General features: G+C 71.0%; 20 protein-coding genes. 7 read left to right on the top strand and 13 right to left on the bottom strand.

Annotation, left to right across the window (positions count from 1 at the left end):
- The first annotated feature begins 120 nt into the window (after positions 1–120).
- Complete coding sequence (gene thrS / locus IU369_RS20845; protein WP_217925143.1) at positions 121–1353, top strand: threonine--tRNA ligase; 1233 nt, start codon at positions 121–123, stop codon at positions 1351–1353.
- Here thrS and IU369_RS20840 read toward each other — a convergent pair.
- The 3 genes from IU369_RS20840 to IU369_RS20830 all read right to left on the bottom strand — a co-directional run bounded on the left by IU369_RS20840 (position 1350) and on the right by IU369_RS20830 (position 3277).
- The gene (locus IU369_RS20840; protein WP_217925142.1) at positions 1350–1610 is read right to left on the bottom strand and encodes a hypothetical protein; all 261 of its coding nucleotides are present in this window, start codon (positions 1608–1610) and stop codon (positions 1350–1352) included. The two genes, thrS and IU369_RS20840, sit on opposite strands and share 4 nt — an antisense overlap.
- A gap of 156 nt (positions 1611–1766) precedes the next feature.
- Positions 1767–2081, bottom strand: coding sequence for a hypothetical protein (locus IU369_RS20835; RefSeq protein ID WP_217925141.1), 315 nt, complete (start codon positions 2079–2081; stop codon positions 1767–1769).
- A complete protein-coding gene (locus IU369_RS20830; RefSeq protein ID WP_217925140.1) occupies positions 2078–3277 on the bottom strand; it encodes an outer membrane protein assembly factor BamB family protein in 1200 nt (399 codons plus the stop codon). Before IU369_RS20830 ends, IU369_RS20835 begins: the two co-directional genes overlap by 4 nt.
- 218 nt (positions 3278–3495) lie before the next feature.
- Here IU369_RS20830 and ung point away from each other — a divergent pair, with 218 nt between their 5' ends.
- A complete protein-coding gene (ung, locus tag IU369_RS20825; protein WP_217925139.1) occupies positions 3496–4191 on the top strand; it encodes a uracil-DNA glycosylase in 696 nt (231 codons plus the stop codon).
- On the opposite strand, the gene IU369_RS20820 is transcribed toward ung, so the two are convergent.
- On the bottom strand, positions 4188–4571 hold the full coding sequence (locus IU369_RS20820) for a hypothetical protein (RefSeq protein ID WP_217925138.1): 384 nt from the start codon (positions 4569–4571) through the stop codon (positions 4188–4190). The genes ung and IU369_RS20820 overlap by 4 nt on opposite strands.
- A gap of 5 nt (positions 4572–4576) precedes the next feature.
- On the bottom strand, positions 4577–5143 hold the full coding sequence (locus IU369_RS20815) for a hypothetical protein (protein WP_217925137.1): 567 nt from the start codon (positions 5141–5143) through the stop codon (positions 4577–4579).
- Between the two features lie 179 nt (positions 5144–5322).
- Between IU369_RS20815 and IU369_RS20810 the strand changes: the two genes are divergently transcribed.
- Positions 5323–6531, top strand: coding sequence for an RNA ligase (locus tag IU369_RS20810; RefSeq protein ID WP_217925136.1), 1209 nt, complete (start codon positions 5323–5325; stop codon positions 6529–6531).
- On the opposite strand, the gene IU369_RS20805 is transcribed toward IU369_RS20810, so the two are convergent.
- The 5 genes from IU369_RS20805 to IU369_RS20785 form a co-directional block, all read right to left on the bottom strand.
- Positions 6528–6842 carry a hypothetical protein gene (locus IU369_RS20805; RefSeq protein ID WP_217925135.1) on the bottom strand — a complete coding sequence of 105 codons (315 nt, stop codon included), beginning with the start codon at positions 6840–6842 and terminating at the stop codon, positions 6528–6530. The two genes, IU369_RS20810 and IU369_RS20805, sit on opposite strands and share 4 nt — an antisense overlap.
- A gap of 61 nt (positions 6843–6903) precedes the next feature.
- Positions 6904–7137, bottom strand: coding sequence for a hypothetical protein (locus IU369_RS20800; protein ID WP_217925134.1), 234 nt, complete (start codon positions 7135–7137; stop codon positions 6904–6906).
- A 42-nt stretch (positions 7138–7179) separates the two neighbouring features.
- Positions 7180–7620 (bottom strand): hypothetical protein, encoded by a 441-nt coding sequence (locus IU369_RS20795; RefSeq protein ID WP_217925133.1) that lies wholly within the window; start codon positions 7618–7620, stop codon positions 7180–7182.
- Positions 7621–7633: 13 nt separating this feature from the next.
- Complete coding sequence (locus IU369_RS20790; RefSeq protein WP_217925132.1) at positions 7634–7909, bottom strand: hypothetical protein; 276 nt, start codon at positions 7907–7909, stop codon at positions 7634–7636.
- Positions 7906–8547 (bottom strand): hypothetical protein, encoded by a 642-nt coding sequence (locus IU369_RS20785; RefSeq protein ID WP_217925131.1) that lies wholly within the window; start codon positions 8545–8547, stop codon positions 7906–7908. The genes IU369_RS20790 and IU369_RS20785 overlap by 4 nt, the downstream gene beginning before the upstream one ends.
- 251 nt (positions 8548–8798) lie before the next feature.
- Between IU369_RS20785 and IU369_RS20780 the strand changes: the two genes are divergently transcribed.
- Entirely contained in the window at positions 8799–9143 is a 345-nt protein-coding gene (locus IU369_RS20780) for a hypothetical protein (RefSeq protein WP_217925130.1), read from the top strand.
- A 43-nt stretch (positions 9144–9186) separates the two neighbouring features.
- A complete protein-coding gene (locus IU369_RS20775) occupies positions 9187–10026 on the top strand; it encodes a glycosyltransferase family 2 protein (protein WP_217925129.1) in 840 nt (279 codons plus the stop codon).
- A 394-nt stretch (positions 10027–10420) separates the two neighbouring features.
- Here the strand turns inward: IU369_RS20775 and gltX are convergent, their stop codons facing one another.
- From gltX to IU369_RS20760, 3 genes are all read right to left on the bottom strand, one after another.
- On the bottom strand, positions 10421–11920 hold the full coding sequence (gene gltX, locus IU369_RS20770; protein WP_217925128.1) for a glutamate--tRNA ligase: 1500 nt from the start codon (positions 11918–11920) through the stop codon (positions 10421–10423).
- 5 nt (positions 11921–11925) lie between these two features.
- Complete coding sequence (locus tag IU369_RS20765) at positions 11926–12672, bottom strand: metallophosphoesterase family protein (RefSeq protein ID WP_217925127.1); 747 nt, start codon at positions 12670–12672, stop codon at positions 11926–11928.
- 113 nt (positions 12673–12785) lie between these two features.
- Positions 12786–13886 (bottom strand): AI-2E family transporter, encoded by a 1101-nt coding sequence (locus IU369_RS20760; protein ID WP_217925126.1) that lies wholly within the window; start codon positions 13884–13886, stop codon positions 12786–12788.
- Between the two features lie 494 nt (positions 13887–14380).
- Between IU369_RS20760 and IU369_RS20755 the strand changes: the two genes are divergently transcribed.
- Complete coding sequence (locus tag IU369_RS20755; protein WP_217925125.1) at positions 14381–14641, top strand: hypothetical protein; 261 nt, start codon at positions 14381–14383, stop codon at positions 14639–14641.
- A 54-nt stretch (positions 14642–14695) separates the two neighbouring features.
- Positions 14696–15115 (top strand): hypothetical protein, encoded by a 420-nt coding sequence (locus IU369_RS20750; RefSeq protein WP_217925124.1) that lies wholly within the window; start codon positions 14696–14698, stop codon positions 15113–15115.
- Positions 15116–15153 lie beyond the last annotated feature (38 nt).

Here is a 15153-nt window from a genome sequence, read left to right as displayed (position 1 = left end):
CCACCACGCGCGGGCTTCGTTCGCCGGCGCGCGCAGGGATGAGGGTGCCATGGGCCCATGAGGCCCGCCTCCGCGCCCCTCAGACGGGGAGCGCCGTCATCTCTCTCCAAGGAGTCTCCCGTGTCCCACTCATCCCCGGCGCATCCGCGCTCGCATCAGCAGCTCGGCGTCGAGCTCGACCTCTTCCACTTCTCCCCCGAGGCCGCGGGGTGCTTCTGGCATCCGCGCGGGCAGCGCATGCGCGAGGCCCTCCTCGGGCTCTGGCGTGAGCAGCTGGCCTGCGAGGGCTTCGAGGAGGTCTGTACGCCCGTCCTCCACTCGGCGTCCTCGTGGGAGGCCTCCGGGCACCTCGACAAGTACAGCGATGACATGTACCTCTTCTCCCACGGGGAGCGCGGCTGGGGGCTGAAGCCGATGAGCTGCCCCGCCCACATGGCCATCTTCGGCTCACGGTTGCGCTCCTGGCGTGAGCTCCCGGTGCGCTTCGCCGAGGCGGGCCTTGTCCACCGCAACGAGCCCTCGGGGTCGCTGCTCGGCCTGCTGCGGGCGCGCCAGTTCGTCCAGGACGACTCGCATCTGTTCTGCGCGCCCGATCAGGTGGGCGCTGAGGTGGCGCGCTGTCTGGAGATGTCTCGTGAGGCCTACCGTCTCCTCGGGTTGGAGATCTCCGCCCAGCTGTCCCTGAGGCCGGCGCTCTCCTTCGGATCCGAGCAGGACTGGGCGAAGGCACAGGCGGCCCTGCGCGAGGGCCTTCGCGCCGCCGGCGTCGACGCACATGAGGTCCGGGGGGAGGGCGCCTTCTACGGGCCGAAGATCGACCTCTTCGCTGACGACGCGCTCGGGCGCCGCTGGCAGATGGGCTCGGTCCAGCTCGACCTGCAGCTGCCGGTCCGGCTCGGGCTCTCCTACGTCGGGCCCGACAACGCCGCCCACCATCCGTGGGTCCTCCACCGGGCGGGCTTCGGCTCGATCGAGAGGATGGTGGCGATCATGCTGGAGGCCTCCCAGGGCGACCTACCTGTCTGGTGCGCACCGGTCCCCGTGATGGTCGTCCCCCTCGACGATGAGGCCTCTCGGGCCCATGCCGTTGCGGTCGCCGGTTCCCTGCGACAGCGCAGGGTCGGCGTCGAGGTGGAAGCCGGCGCCGGCGGTCTGGGGGCGAGGATCCGGCGCGCGGTGAAGGCCCGGGCGCCCTACATGCTCATCATCGGACCCGATGAGGCAGCGCAGGGCGCAGTCCAGGTGCGCATGCGCGGCGCATCGGCCTCGGATCAGCGCCCGTGGGGTGAGGTCCTCGACGAGATCGGGCGTGCGGCCAGTGACAGAGCCTCGTCCCCGCTGGAGGTCGCCTAGACCGCGGCCGTGAGTGCCGCGTCGATCAGCACGAGCTCGCGGTCATCCGGGAAGGCCGCGAGCAGATCGGCCGCGCGGGAGCGGATGGCCTCGAGCGCCTCGGAGTCCAGCTCGATCAGCGCAGGGTCCGCGTGGAGGTCGGCGAGCAGCCCCCTCAGCGCCCGGCGCAGGGGTAGGTCCTCGGGGTATCGCTTGCTCCACTGGTCGACGAGGTCGAGGAGACGGCCCGACGCCGGCGAGGAGATCTCGAACAGCATCGGAGCCCCCGCGGTCCCGCCCACGAGGGGCGAGACAAGCAGTCGTGAGGGTGGGTGTGAGCGGCCCCGGGACATGCCGCGATCATGCCAGCGCCCTCGGCTCCCGCCGGATCTGCCACCGCGCCGCGACCCGTGTCAGCATGCGGTCGGATCGGCTCAGCACCCAGACACCGCGGCCGTCCAGACACCCCGACCCGCGGCCGTCAGCGACGGGCGGCCGACCCCGACCCCGACCCCGACGTCCGGCGAGATCCCGGTGGCGACGACGACCTCGCGGCCCGTCGGCCGCCCGGTGAACCGTCCCGCCTCGACGAGGACGCGGGTGTCGCCGCGGTCGGCGAGCGCCCAGAGGTGGCCGTCGGCGTTCACGCCGACGCGCGGCTCAACGTCGAGGCGGACCGTGGTGGTCGCGCCGAGGACCGGCGCCGCCGCGAGGAGGGCGAGGGCGGTCGCGCCGAGGAGGCGTCTCATCGCGGATCGAGGAGGGTCAGGACGCCGTGACCGCTGCCCGAGGGGTCGCCCGCCGAGATCGCGACGGTGCCGTTCACGAGCTCCCGCGCCCCCTGCACCGGCAGCCGAGTGCGCCGTTCCCATACCGCCCTCCCGTCGCTCCATCGGACAGCCCGCACACCCCGCAACGCCGTCTCCGCGACCCCGCCGGCCCGGTCCACGGCGAGGTACACGCGCCCACCCCGCCCGACCGACAACAGGCGTGCCCGGTCGGTGTAGGGGCTGTTCCACACCTCGTCACCGGTCGCCGCGTCGAGCGCGGTGACCCCCGGCAGGGACAACGGCCGCCCGACCGGGAGCCTCCCGAGGTAGACCCGCCCCCGGGAGGGGTCGTGGACCACCGTGCCGGGGACGACCCCCTGGCCGAGCGGGATCGCCTGACGCCAGGCCACCGTGCCGTCGGCGCGGTATGCCGCGATCCCGCCGGGCTCGGCGACGAGCACCCCCGACGTGAGGCCGGTGAGGGCCTGGAAGGGGCCCTCCGAGACCCACAGGATCGTGCGGGCGACGGGATCCACGGCCACCAGGATCCCCGAGATGGCGCGTCCGACGACCACGCCGGGCACGGGGTTCCGGAACGCGACGTAGACGATCCCGCGGGCGTCGGCGACGGTCATCGCCGGGACGTCGAACTCGTCCTGCCACAGGTACCCGGGCACCACGAGTTGCCAGGAGTCGAACGGGACGCCCCTCGCCAGGCCGCGGACGACCGGACGCGGACCGGCCTCGATCGGAGGGGCGAAGCCGCTGCGCCCCACCACGCACGAGCCGTCGGGTGACATGACCCCGGCGCACGCCTCCGCCGGCCGTCCACGCCGGTCGACGGCCCAGATGTAGTCGCCGTCGAATCCGATCGGACCGAACGTGCCGTCGGGCTGCAGCCGCACCGGCTGGGGGCCGTCGTTGCAGTCCCCGCATCCCGCCTCGCGGGCGGCGGTCCAGATCCGCCGCCCGTCGCGCCGGAAGGCCCGGGCGGCGAAGCCGCCGCTCGACCGGGCGGAGACCAGCACCAAGCCGCCCCCCGGTCCCTGGATCACTGTGCCCGCGGGAAGGGACTTCGGCCAGCCCGGTGCCGGCGGGGGAGACGGCGGGGCGGCGACCGCCGCGGTGGCCGAGGCCGCGAAGGCCAGGAGGGCGGCGACGAGGATCGTTCTCATGCGACCAGGCTACGACCGGCGGGGGATTCGTTCCGTCAGGGATCCGTGAGGAAATCCCGCCGTTCCCTAAGAAGGTGTGAGAACGGTGTCGAGGTTCTTGCGCTGCCCGTCGGTCAGCGTGCCGTTCGAGGCCTGGACGGCCAGGTCACGGACGCGCTGCAGCATGTCGCCGCGAGAGGGTGCGCGAACGGCCTTCACGCCCGTCTACGCTCGCCCCCATGACGCTTCCCCCGCCAGATCCCGTCGCGCAGCTCGGTGAGGGGTGGGCGCGCCACCTCGGCCCGGAGCTCGCGAAGGACTACATGCGCGAGCTCGCCGAGTTCCTGCGGGCCCAGCGCCCGAAGAAGATCTGCCCCTCACCCGGCGCGATCTTCGCCGCCTTCACCGCGACGCCCCTCGAGCAGGTCCGGGTCGTCATCCTCGGACAGGACCCCTACCACGGCCCAGACCAGGCGATGGGCCTGTCCTTCTCGGTGCCGCCCTCGACGCCGGTGCCCCCGTCGCTGCGCAACATCTTCCGGGAGATCGCAAGCGACTGCGGCGGAGAGCCGCGCACCGACGGCGACCTGCGCGACTGGGCCGCCCAGGGCGTCCTCCTGCTGAACACGATCATGACCACCAAACTCCATGAGGCCGCGGCGCACCGGGGCCGCGGATGGGAGCAGTTCACCGACGAGGCGATCCGGACCGTCTCACGCGAGCGCGCGGACGTCATCTTCCTGCTCTGGGGCGCCCCGGCCGGCGCCAAGGAGCCGCTCATCGACACCGGGCGCCACCATGTCCTGCGCGCCCCGCATCCGTCTCCCCTGTCGGCCTACCGCGGCTTCTTCGGTTGCGGACACTTCTCGGAGGTCAACCGGATCCTCGAGTCCCAGGGGCAAACGCCGATCGCATGGGCGGGGTCGCTCCCCTAGCGCGAGCGCGCGGCCTTGGCCAGCAGGGCCGCGTGGCAGGCCACGAAGTAGAAGGCGCCGAGTGCCAGGGGATCGCCCCAAGCCGACCAGCCCGCAAGCGCCCCCAGGCCGACGACGCCGATCAGGCCGGCGGTGGCCGCCCCGTAGAGCACCAGCTGCCGGGAGGGCCTGCCGGGCGATGACGCGCGCGCGGACGCGACAAGCAGCGTCGCGCCGACCAGACCGAGGACCACGAGGGCACCGGCGCGCACCGTGGCCGAGAACTCCACGCCGATCCAGAGGGTGAGGGCGCTCATCACGAGGGCGTCGAGGCCGGGGAACAGGCGGCTGCGCCGGCCGTGCGCCGGAGCCGCGCCGTGGTCCTCGAAAGGATGCGACATAGCCCTCATGCGGCGATCTCCTGCTCGGGCTCACGCTCGCGGATCTTCAGCGTCTCGTTCAGCGTGCCTTCGGTGAGGGCCATCAGCCGCTTCATCACCATCGCAAAGACCAGCGCGAGGTGGACGCCCATGCCGATGGCGAGTCCGTCCGCGAGTGCGAACCAGCCGGAACCAGAGCCGACCACGAACAGGACACCTGCCACGGAGCCCACGAGGACGCCGTAGGCCGAGTTCGCCGCCATCTCGCCGAGGAGGGTTCGGCGCTGGCTCCACTCCCGGGGCGAGTTGTCGATCTGCGACATCCGCGCCGCGACGCCGTGCGCTGTCGCGCTGACGAAGAGGAAGGCCGCGAAGAGCATCGCGCCGGTGAGGCCGACGAGTGCGAGGGCGCCGATGCGCACCTGGGAGGGGAGATCGAAGCCGGTGAGGATCAGGGCGACCGCGCCGGCGGCGACGAGGACCGGCAGAAGCTCGAAGGACAGGTGGTCGGAGACCAGTCGACGCCCCGTCGCCTGATGGACGTAGCTACGGCGGTGGGCGGTGATGATCCGAGCCAGGCTCGCCTTGTTCATGGTGCTGTCCTCTTGTCGGTCCCGGAACGATCAGGGACATCGCGGTCTCCTCGAATCTACGACGTGTGAGTCCCGGGGGCGTATGGACCGGCCCGATGTGAGTCCGGACGACGACTCCATCGACCGCCCACGCCAATAATCGGCATCGAGTGTCCATACCGCTCCTACTGTCACCGTCCATGGGACGAGGACACTCAGGACGCATCTCACAGGCACCCGCGATCCGCGAGCAGGTCGTGGCAGCACGACCGCCGATCGCCGATCTGGCATGGGCGCGAGACCCCGAGGCACTTGCCGAGCGCCAGTTCGCGGTGAGCAACCGCGACGGACTGGTGCTCGTGACGCCGAGCCGGGCGAAGTACGACTGGAAGCCGGAGGAGCTCTGGCTCCGCTCCGCCGTGTTCGACTCGGACGGCCGGGTGGCGTCCCTCGGCTGGCCGAAGTTCTTCAACCTCGGTGAGAACGCGGACGACAGCGCGCGCCTCGAGCGCGCCCTCGAGGCCGGTGAGGAGGTCTGGCTGACCGAGAAGATGGACGGCTCGCTCTGCATCCGCTCGGTGATCGGCGGCTCGGTCATCTTCCGGACCCGTGGCACCACCGACGGCGGCGCCCACGGGCCGGCGATGCGCGCGTGCGCGGCGGCGAACTACCCCCAGCTTCTCGACCCGGCCTTCGCGCCCGAGGGGTCCCTGCTGTTCGAGTTCACCAGCCCGCGCTTTCGGATCGTCCTCCCCTACACCGAGCCAGACCTCACGTTCCTCGGTGCGGTATCGCACGTCGACGCGAGCCTCAGCCACCGCGACGAGGTCGAGGCGATCGCACGCGAGGGCGGCCTGAAGCTGGTCGAGGAGCGCGAGCTCCCGCGCGACATCGGCCAGATGGCGGAGGTGATCCGCGACCTCGAGGGAAGCGAGGGGATCGTCGCCCGCTGCGCCGGTGGCCAGACGATGGTCAAGGTCAAGGCCGCCTCGTACCTCGCGGCCCACGCGATCCTCTTCGCCTTCTCCCCGCGCCGGGTGGCCGAGCTCTGCCTCGAGCACGACATCCGCGACGAGCAGGCCTTCCGCGCGAAGGTGCGCGAGCTCGCCGGCGGCTACGACTTCGAGCTCGAGGAGGAGGTGCTCGGGCACTTCCGCTCGTCCATGGTCGAGCGCGAGCGCATCGACACGCTGCTCTCATCGGTCTCTGAGTGGGTCGCCGCGAACCGCCACCTCGACCGCAAGAGCTTCGCCCTGGCCGCCCGCGACCACGCCGGCCCGGACCTGCCGCTCTACTTCTCCGTGCTCGACGGCCGCCCCGAGAAGGCGCGCGAGTACCTGGAGAAGCGGCTGCCCGACAAGATCGCCGCAGAGCGCGACGGTCGCGACTTCGGGCCGGTCGAGGCCTAGCCCCCGACCCACCCCCGCGACCGGCGCGCCATGCGGCGCTCCAGCACGAGCAGGCTCTGGCGCGTCGCCAGGTAGCCGTCCCACGGCTCAGCTCCCGCCTGGGCGGCGATGAGGGAGTGGAGGCGGACCGGATCGCCCAGATGGGTGGTGAGACGGCGCGCGATCTCGGGGCGACGGGGCTGACGTGCGAAGTCGGCCACGGCGGCGGCGACCGCTCGGGCCGGCTCGACGGGGCTGTCGGTCCTGTGGCTGAACTCGCCGATGAAGATCTCCATCGCCCGCTCGACCTCTTGCAACGACCTGGCTGACATCCATCGCTCCCGATTCGCCGGACCTGACACGGCGAACCTAGGACGGGCGGACCTCAGTGCATCAGAGCGCGTCGAAGTCGCGGCCGCGGAGGGCCTGGCGATCACTGGCGCCCTGGCGGCGGCGCTTGTAGCGCGAGCCCTTCTCGGCGTCGTGGATGCGCACCGGCGGGATCGGCTCGCCCCGTCCGGGAAGACCGGCGCGGGCGGAGGTCCCCTCTACCCGGATCGTCACGCCGGAAGCGTGCCGGTCGACGCTCACCTTGGGTGAGCCGCTCTTCTTGCGTCCTCTCGCCATGCCCTGACCTTACCTCTGCCCGTGCGGGACGCCGGCTCTTCGTCAGGGCCGGCGCCGCCGTGAGTCGCGGAGCAGATCCCGGGCACGCAGACGACGTGGAGAGCCATCAACGCCCGACCCCACGGCCGGAGACACTTGGGCGAGGTGGCGACGCGGGAGCAGGGTGGTGAGAGCCGTGTCCTCATCCCACTCGTAGAGGTTGTCGAACTCGCAGACCAGCGCCGCCATCGACATGGGGTGGGACGACGGCTCTCGCGTCGCCGCGGGCGTCCTCCACTCGTGCCAGACATCGTCGGGCCCCGGTGTTCGGGGACCCGCTCCCCCAGGGGCGGGTAGGCCGACCTGTGTCGGGATGAAGTCCCCGTTCACCAGGCACTCGCCGATCAGCACGAGTCCACCCAGGTCGAAGCCCTCGAGGATGAGGGAGGTCTCCACCTCCTGGCCGTCAGCGCGCTTGCTCCCGTAGGTGATCCGGGTGTTCACCGCCTTCGCATCCTCAGCGGTCGACGCCGTCGATCACGTTCGCCAGCAGATCATCGAGACCGGCCCAGCGGTGCGAGGGATCCTCCTCGCAGAGATAGCCGACCACGTCGTGATCATCGAGCTGGGGCTCCCACTCCTCCTCGTAGCGCGGCTCGCCGTCGTGGATCACGACCCGTTGGTGGGTCGTCAGTTTTCCGACCTGGGTGATCCATCCCCCGCACTCCGGACAGCCGCTCAGGTCCTTTCGTGCCGTCGGTTCCGCCGCCCCGGCGCGCTCGGCGTCGCTCATCGTGCGAGGCGGAGGGAGTCGCTGGACAGGGCGTAGCCGCCACCGGCGGCCACTCGGGCGGTGATTGTGAGGCTCTCCTGGTCGCGCAGTGCCTTCGGGATCGAGAGCGTGCGGCTTCCGGGGCCGACGATCCCGACCAGTCGCTCAGGGCCGGTCGCCCCGCGGGCGAGGATCCTGGCGCGTACAGGCACGGTGGACCGGAAGGCATCCCGGGCGGAGAGGGAGATCCGCAACCGGTGCCCCGGCAGGCTCGCGGCCCGCAGGTCGAGAAGGACGCGGCGCCGGGTGGAGAGGGCGATGGTGGCGTGCCCGGGCTGGGAGCCCGGGCTGACGCGCATCAGGTAGACGCCGGTGCGAGGGGCGCGGACGGCGCCGCGGGGGGACGCGAAGGGCAGCGAGCGGACCCAGTTGCCCTCCATGTCCGGGGCGAGGACCTCCACCCGGGCGCGGTCCGGATCGCGCTGGGTGATCCGCAGCAGGTCGCCGGCGCCGAGGCGGATCTCATACAGGCGCTCACCGGCCGAGCTGTCGACGGCCACGGCGCCGTTGCCCGAGACGCGCTCGGGGGAAGGGGCTGCGAAGGCGGCGGAGGCCGCGCAGGCTCCGAGGGCGAGGAGGACTGCGGCGATCGATCTCATGACTCGGGGCTCCCTTGGGCGATCCGTCCTGCGGCTCGCGCCGCCTACTCAAAGGGATACGCCGGATCCGCAGCGGTGCAGGCTGCCGGTCCAGCAGTGTGGCCTGGCGATGAGTAGGTGTCTGCACTAGGTACGGCCCTGAGGCGACCCAGGAAGGCGGAAGATGCGCCCGCTCTGTGATGTAACCGCCACCCGGCGGGTTGCGTCTCGGCGCACTGTGCCCGAAGTGATCCGGCGAAAGGGCGGGACTGATGACCGAGCCATCCGAGACCCTCGTCGCGCAGATCGTCAGTCGCTTCGGCGGTTGGGAAGCCTTCGTCGTCCACGCTGACAAAGTGGTCGATGCCCACTGCCGCACCTTCGACGAGTCGCTCGCCCGGCTGTGTGAGCGGATCGTCTACTACCTCAGGGGCCTCCCCTCCGATGAAGTGGCGAGCGCGCGCGAGATCGGCGACGACCTCGGCATCGAGCGTTCACTCGCTGGCGAGCTCCTCGCCGCGCTGTCCCTCGAGGGGGATGAGGTCCAGGCGATCCCCGGACTCTGCTCCAAGGGACTGCCGAGCTGGCTCTACCGGGTCATCCCGCGCGTTGAGTGAGAACGCCCGCTGGTCGGGGGACCTCTCCTAGGATGGCTCCGGCGTGCCCCTCCTGTCAGTCATCACCGCCGCATGGGCTCCGAGTGCGCGGTTCATCACCGAGGCTCGGGAGAGCCTGTTCGCCGAGCGCCTTCCGGCGGGTTGGGAACTCGAATGGATCGTCCAGGAGGACGGGGAGCACCCCCACCTCCACGAGGTCGTCGGTGACGATCCCCGGACCCGTTACGGAGCGAACCACATCCGCGCCGGCGTCGCAGGGACCCGCAACCTGGCGCTCGCACGAGCGCGCGGGGACTGGATCCGCGTCCTCGACCAGGACAGCCTGATCTTCCCCGAAGGGCTCGAGCACCAGCTCGAGCGGATCGGCGCCCTCCCGGAGATCTCCTGGGTCGGGGGGCTGATGCACATCCTGCGCGAGGACGGGCAGACCGAGGCCGATCACTCATCCGACATCTCCGAGGGCCAGGTCGAGCCGGGATGGGTCATGGACGAGTTCGCCCGCCGACCCTCGTTCCCCCTCTGGTGCGGCAACCTGGTGATGCGCAGCACGATGGTCCGCGCGCTCGGTGGATGGGGAGCCCTCCCCCGCTCCGACGACCTCCTGCTCGTCGGCGCGCTCTCGGAGCTCGTGCCCGGGTATTGGCTCCCCCGGGAGGTCGGCGTGTACCGGTGCTGGGCCGGCCAGGACGCCGGAACCCCGGCCTGGCACCGCCAGCGTGAGCTCGCATGGAGCGCGGTGTACGGACGGGTCCGGGCGATGGCCGCCGTCGGGCTGAGCTTCGGTGGTGCGCCCGCCGCCGGGCGCACCACCGCATCAACACCGGGGCCGGTCGCCTTCCCGGTCGAGGCGGTCGACGAATACGCGCTCCCCCCGGCTGACTGAAGCGATCGCCGCCCCCACCGCGACGTGGGGTCCGCATGCGCGGCGCATCGGTCGTAGGTTCAGACACGAAGGGCACTGCGAGGAGACGGCGCGGGCTGTAAGCCGGATTCTGTCTAGCGCCTCGCGGCGCCGAGCCTGACATCCATCTGTGCCCTCCACCTGGGCGACTCGGTGACCCGCCCTGTTTGAGGTTGCACGCCGCAGGCTCTGGTGGTCCGAACGAGGTGCGCGAAGCGCCTCTCCCACTACGAACACCCACGTTTCCACCCGACTCGCGCCGGGGACGTGTCCGGACTTTCCTCGAAGGCCCCTCAGGACCCCCGCGCCAGGCCGCACGCGCCGTCTCCGTGAGATGACCATACGTCACCCTGGCGCCCGGAACGCCCTTCGTGAGTCAGGGCTGGTGGGACGCCCGGGCTGCGGCTCCGAGACGCGCGAGGGACTCGTCGCGTCCGAGGAAGACGATCGACTCGGCAAGCCCGGGTGACACCACTCGGCCGCTGACCGCGCACCGGATCGGGGCGAAGCACTTTCGCATGCTCAGCCCGAGCGCCTCCGGGAGCTGCCGGAGTCCCGCCTCGACCACCGGAACGGTGAACGGCATCAGCTCGGACAGGCACTCGCGCGCCGCGGCGAGGACGCGCGGCGTGTCCGCCGAGCCGAGGACGGCGGCGGCCTTGTCCTCCGGCCCCAGCCGGGCGAGGAGCGGGCGGGCGAGGCCGGGGAACTCCTCGAGCGAGCGGCCGATCTTCTCCTGGATGAAGGAGGCCAACTCAGGCAGGCGGGGCTCGTCGTGGAGCTCGGCGTCGGCCGCACGCAGATAGTCGCGGAGGCGCTCGAGGAACAGGGGCGCCGGCATCGCCCGGAGGTGATCACCGTTCAGGCTGGCGAGCTTGCGCTCATCGAAGACCGCTGCGGAGCGATGGACGCGCCCGAGGGAGAACCGATCCTGGATCTCAGCGCGGGTCATGACCTGCTCCTCCCCCTCCGGGCTCCATCCCACGAGAGCGAGCTGGTTCACAAGCGCCTCGGCGCAGATCCCGCGCGTCTGGAAGTCCTCGACCGCGCAGTCTCCGTGGCGCTTTGAGAGCTTCCGGCCGTCGGCGCCGTTGACCATCGGCAGGTGCCCGTAGGAAGGCAACTGGCCGCCGAGAGCCGCGATCACCGCCATCTGGCGTCCGGTGCTCGGCAGCAGGTCCTCACCGCGGAGGACGTGACTGATCCGCATCGCATGGTCGTCCACCGGGTTGGCGAAGTTGTAGGTCGGGGTCCCGTCGGGCCTGACGATGATGTGGTCTCCGAGCTGCGCGCTCTCGAACGTCACCTCGCCCCGGACCATGTCCTGGATCCTGATCGTCTGCGACGGCATGAGCAGACGCAGGGCCGGCGCCGCGCCGGCGGCGATCCGCGCTGCCCGCTCGGCCTCGGTGAGGTTCCGGCAACGACCGGAGTAGACCTGGGCGCGCCCCTCAGTCTTGGCGAGCTCGCGGTCCGCGGCAAGCTGCTCGGCAGAGCAGAAGCACGGGTAGGCGCGAGCGGCGGAAAGCAGATGCGCGGCGGCGGCGGCGTAGACGTCCGCCCTGGCGCTGCAGGCATACGGACCATCGGGGCCTGGGGCGCCCGGGCCCTCGTCCCAGTCGATGCCGAGCCAACCGAGGGCGCTGATGATCTGCGCCACGGCACTGTCATCGTGTCGCTCGCGGTCGGTGTCCTCGATGCGCAGGATGAACGCCGCGCCGTGACGACGCGCGAGCAGGTGGTTGTAGAGGGCGGTCCGCGCCGCCCCGACATGCAGGAACCCGGTCGGGGACGGCGCGAACCTCAGCCTCGAGGTCGAGGTCACAGGCCGGGCCGTCGACTCGAGGACAACCGGGGGCGCCGGTGTGTCGATCATCACCGTCATCCGACCGGGATCATCTTCGCCCAGTCGGAGCCGAGGCCGGCCCCGAGCATCGCCGCCCGGGCTGCCCGCGCGTCGTAGGTCGTGGCCACGAGCATCGCCGAGTTGGCGGCCAGGTCGAGCAGCAGCCACTGCGCCCGCGGGTCGCGGGTGCCGCGAGGCATCCCGACCGACCCGGCGTTCAGCTGCCAGCGATGGTCTGCGAGGTCGAAGGGCACCATCGGGCGTGTGTCGTAGAGGCGGACTCGCCGCCTGGTGGTGTCAGCGCGCTCACGGTGGGCGCGAGGTAGGTGGGTGTGCCCGCAGACGACCAGGCGCGCCCCCTGGGCGGCGAAGGTCGACTCGGCGGCCTTGTTGGTGTCGGAGTAGCCCCACACCGGGTCAACCGGGCTCCCGTGGCAGGCGACCAGGTCGAGGTCGCCCCTCTCCTGGAGCGGGGCGAGGGTGTCCAGGTAGGCGCGGGACTCCCCGCTCAGGCGCGGGAAGCTGTACCTGGAGCTCTCATGGGAGGCCTCGGAGAAGGGCTCGGGGTCGGTCTTCCCGAGCACCAGGAGGTCGTGGTTGCCGGCGAGGTTGAGCGACACCTCCTCGCGCAGTCGGGTGACCACCGTCTCGGGGTCCCAGCCCCAGTCGACCGCATCCCCGAGGTGCCAGACCTCATCGACGCCGCGTGAATGCGCGTCGCTGAGAACCGCTTCGAGGGCCAGCGGGTTGGCGTGGGTGTCGCTGAGGACGGCGAGCTTCATGGAATCGAAGATACGTCGCCCCGGAGGCTCCGAAGCCGAGATCTCACAGGCACCGGCGTCGTTGGCGACTGAGCCTGTGGTTTGCCTCCTGCCCCGTCCCACCTGCCGGGCCCTCAGGCGTCCCCTGCGCCGGGCTCGGGGCTGACGATCATCGGCCGGTCGGAGTCCTCCGCGATCGCCGCCTGGCGCGCGCACCAGAGGTCTCTCACGAGCACTTGTAGCACCCCTGCGATCGGCACCGCCATCAGCGCGCCGAGGATTCCCCAGAGGGAGACTCCGCTGACGATCGCGACGACAACGACAAGGGGGTTCAGGTTCACGGTCCGGCGCATGATCTGCGGCTGGATCAGGTGGTTCTCCAGCTGCTGGTAGGCGATGAAGAAGCCCAAGGCGATCAGCCCGACCTTCACCCCCACTCCGAAGGCGACCGCGACCGCGAGGGTCGCGCCGATCGTGGCGCCGATCATCGGGATCAGGCCGAGCAGACCGACCAGGACCGCCAGCAGGAGCGCGTAGGGCACGCCCAGCAGCGCCAAGGCGCCCCAGGCGCTCAGCGCGGCGATCGTGGCGACTCCGAGTGTCCCGATCGCATAGCCGGACACCACCTGCTCCATCTCACCGAACAGGCGCTGCCAGCGCGGCCTCTTGGCCGGGCGCAGGAGTGCGAGGACTCCGCTCCTCATCGCCGGTCCGTAGATCAGGAGCATGATCGACATGACGATCACCGTGATCAGCATGAAGACCCCCGACACGAGGCCCTGGGCGAGCCCGAACACACCGCCGGCGCCGCCGAGTGTCTCGGGCAGATTGCCGATCAGCTCGTCCAGCCGGGTGTTGAGGTCGAACCGCTCGTCGAGCCAGTGGTAGGAGGGCGACCCCTCGAACGACTCGAGGCGGGATGGGGCCGTGTCGGCGAACTCGCGGATCGCGTCGTTGAGCGGACCGATCAGGCCGGCGATCACCCCGCCGATCACGCCGAAGGCCCCGACGACCGTGCCGGCGACTGCCGGGCCGCGGCGGCCGCCGATGTGCCGCTGGACCCAGCCGACGGACGGCGCCAAGGACAGGGCGATGATCGAGGAGACGGCAAGAAGGACGACCACCGACGACAGCTCGCGCAGGAGCCAGAGGGAGATCAGGAAGCCGAGGGCCGTGGAGATCCAGATCGACGCGTCCCGGAGGACACGCAGTGCGGATGGCAGCGGGGCGGACACCGGGCAAGGGTGGGCCTGGGAACAGCCGACGAGGGTGGATCTGTGCTCGTTGTCTCAGCCGGCGCGGCGTGAGTACCGACGAGCGTGGCAGCGCACGAGGGCGGACGTGAGACCAGGATCAATCGAGTTCCTGACCATCGGACGCGGAGAGGACTCGAAGAGACTGAGCGCAACCCCGAGAGCGAGCCGAAGCTCAAGGCCGCTCTGACCGGAGATGAGGATGCGACCAAGCCAATCCCTCTCGCATGCCGAGAGGCCCTCGAGCCGGCCGCTCGGACCGACCTCCAGCCGGTCGAGCATCCCCCAGACAAGAGTCAGCCTGGCGAGGTTGCGTTCGTTCTCGTCGGCATCGGACGCCCGGGGGAAGGGTTCACTCACCTGCTCACCGTAGCCTGTGGCGGGGACCCGAAGCGGCAAGCTTCGGTACGGCCCGCCTGCCTCGCGCCTCACACCAGTTCGCGCGCCGCAGGACAGTGCGGTCGTATCTTCGCCTCATGGAGATCCCGCCCGAGCTCGTCCCGTTCATCAGTCAGTTCTCGCTCGAGGAGACGAGGGTCACGATCTCCCTGCGCGACCGAGATCGTTGGGCGATCGTCCGCTCTGGAGGCTTCTGTATGAACCGCTCAGGCCAGTGGGAATACGAGCCCCTCCCCTCCTCGCGCAGCGACGACTTCATCGCGCGGACCCGCTTCACCCTCACAGAGGCAACCGAGATCTGCCGCAGCAAGGGCTGGCTCGGAGCACGCGGGGGCTGACCCCGGACCGGCGGGAACCGAGGCGCGAAGAAGGACCCGTCCTACGGTTGGCCCATGGACATCCTCCACCGGATCAGCGGCCACTCCTTCTACGCGGTGAACGCGAGGATCATCGAGGTCCGCGACGAGCCGCAACGGGCGATCGCCCTCACGATGACCTGCGAGGTCGCGTCCTGGTCCGATCCGGCATCCGAGCAGGCTGACCCTGACGGATGGGTACGGGGGGTGAGCGAGCACTCCTTCACAGCCCGGATCCACAGCCTCACCTATGCCGAGCGGACGAGCATCGCGGCGGACCGGCAGAAGCTCGGGCTCTGGACCTCGACCTCCCGCGCCCTCGACGTGATCGCCTGGCCGGCGGATGAGGAGGCTGGCAAGACCGCGGGGCTGCTCCTTCTCGATCTGGACGGCGCGGCACTCATCGCCCGCGGACCGGACGCGCGCAACACCGCCTTCTCAGGCCTCAAGGCGTAATGAGCCGGGGGCGGGCCGGAGGCGCCTCACAGGTCGCG

Source organism: Miltoncostaea oceani (assembly GCF_018141545.1).
Lineage (GTDB): Bacteria > Actinomycetota > Thermoleophilia > Miltoncostaeales > Miltoncostaeaceae > Miltoncostaea > Miltoncostaea oceani.
The sequence above is the reverse complement of the archived record's forward strand: the minus strand, read 5'-3'. Positions and strand labels throughout refer to the sequence as shown.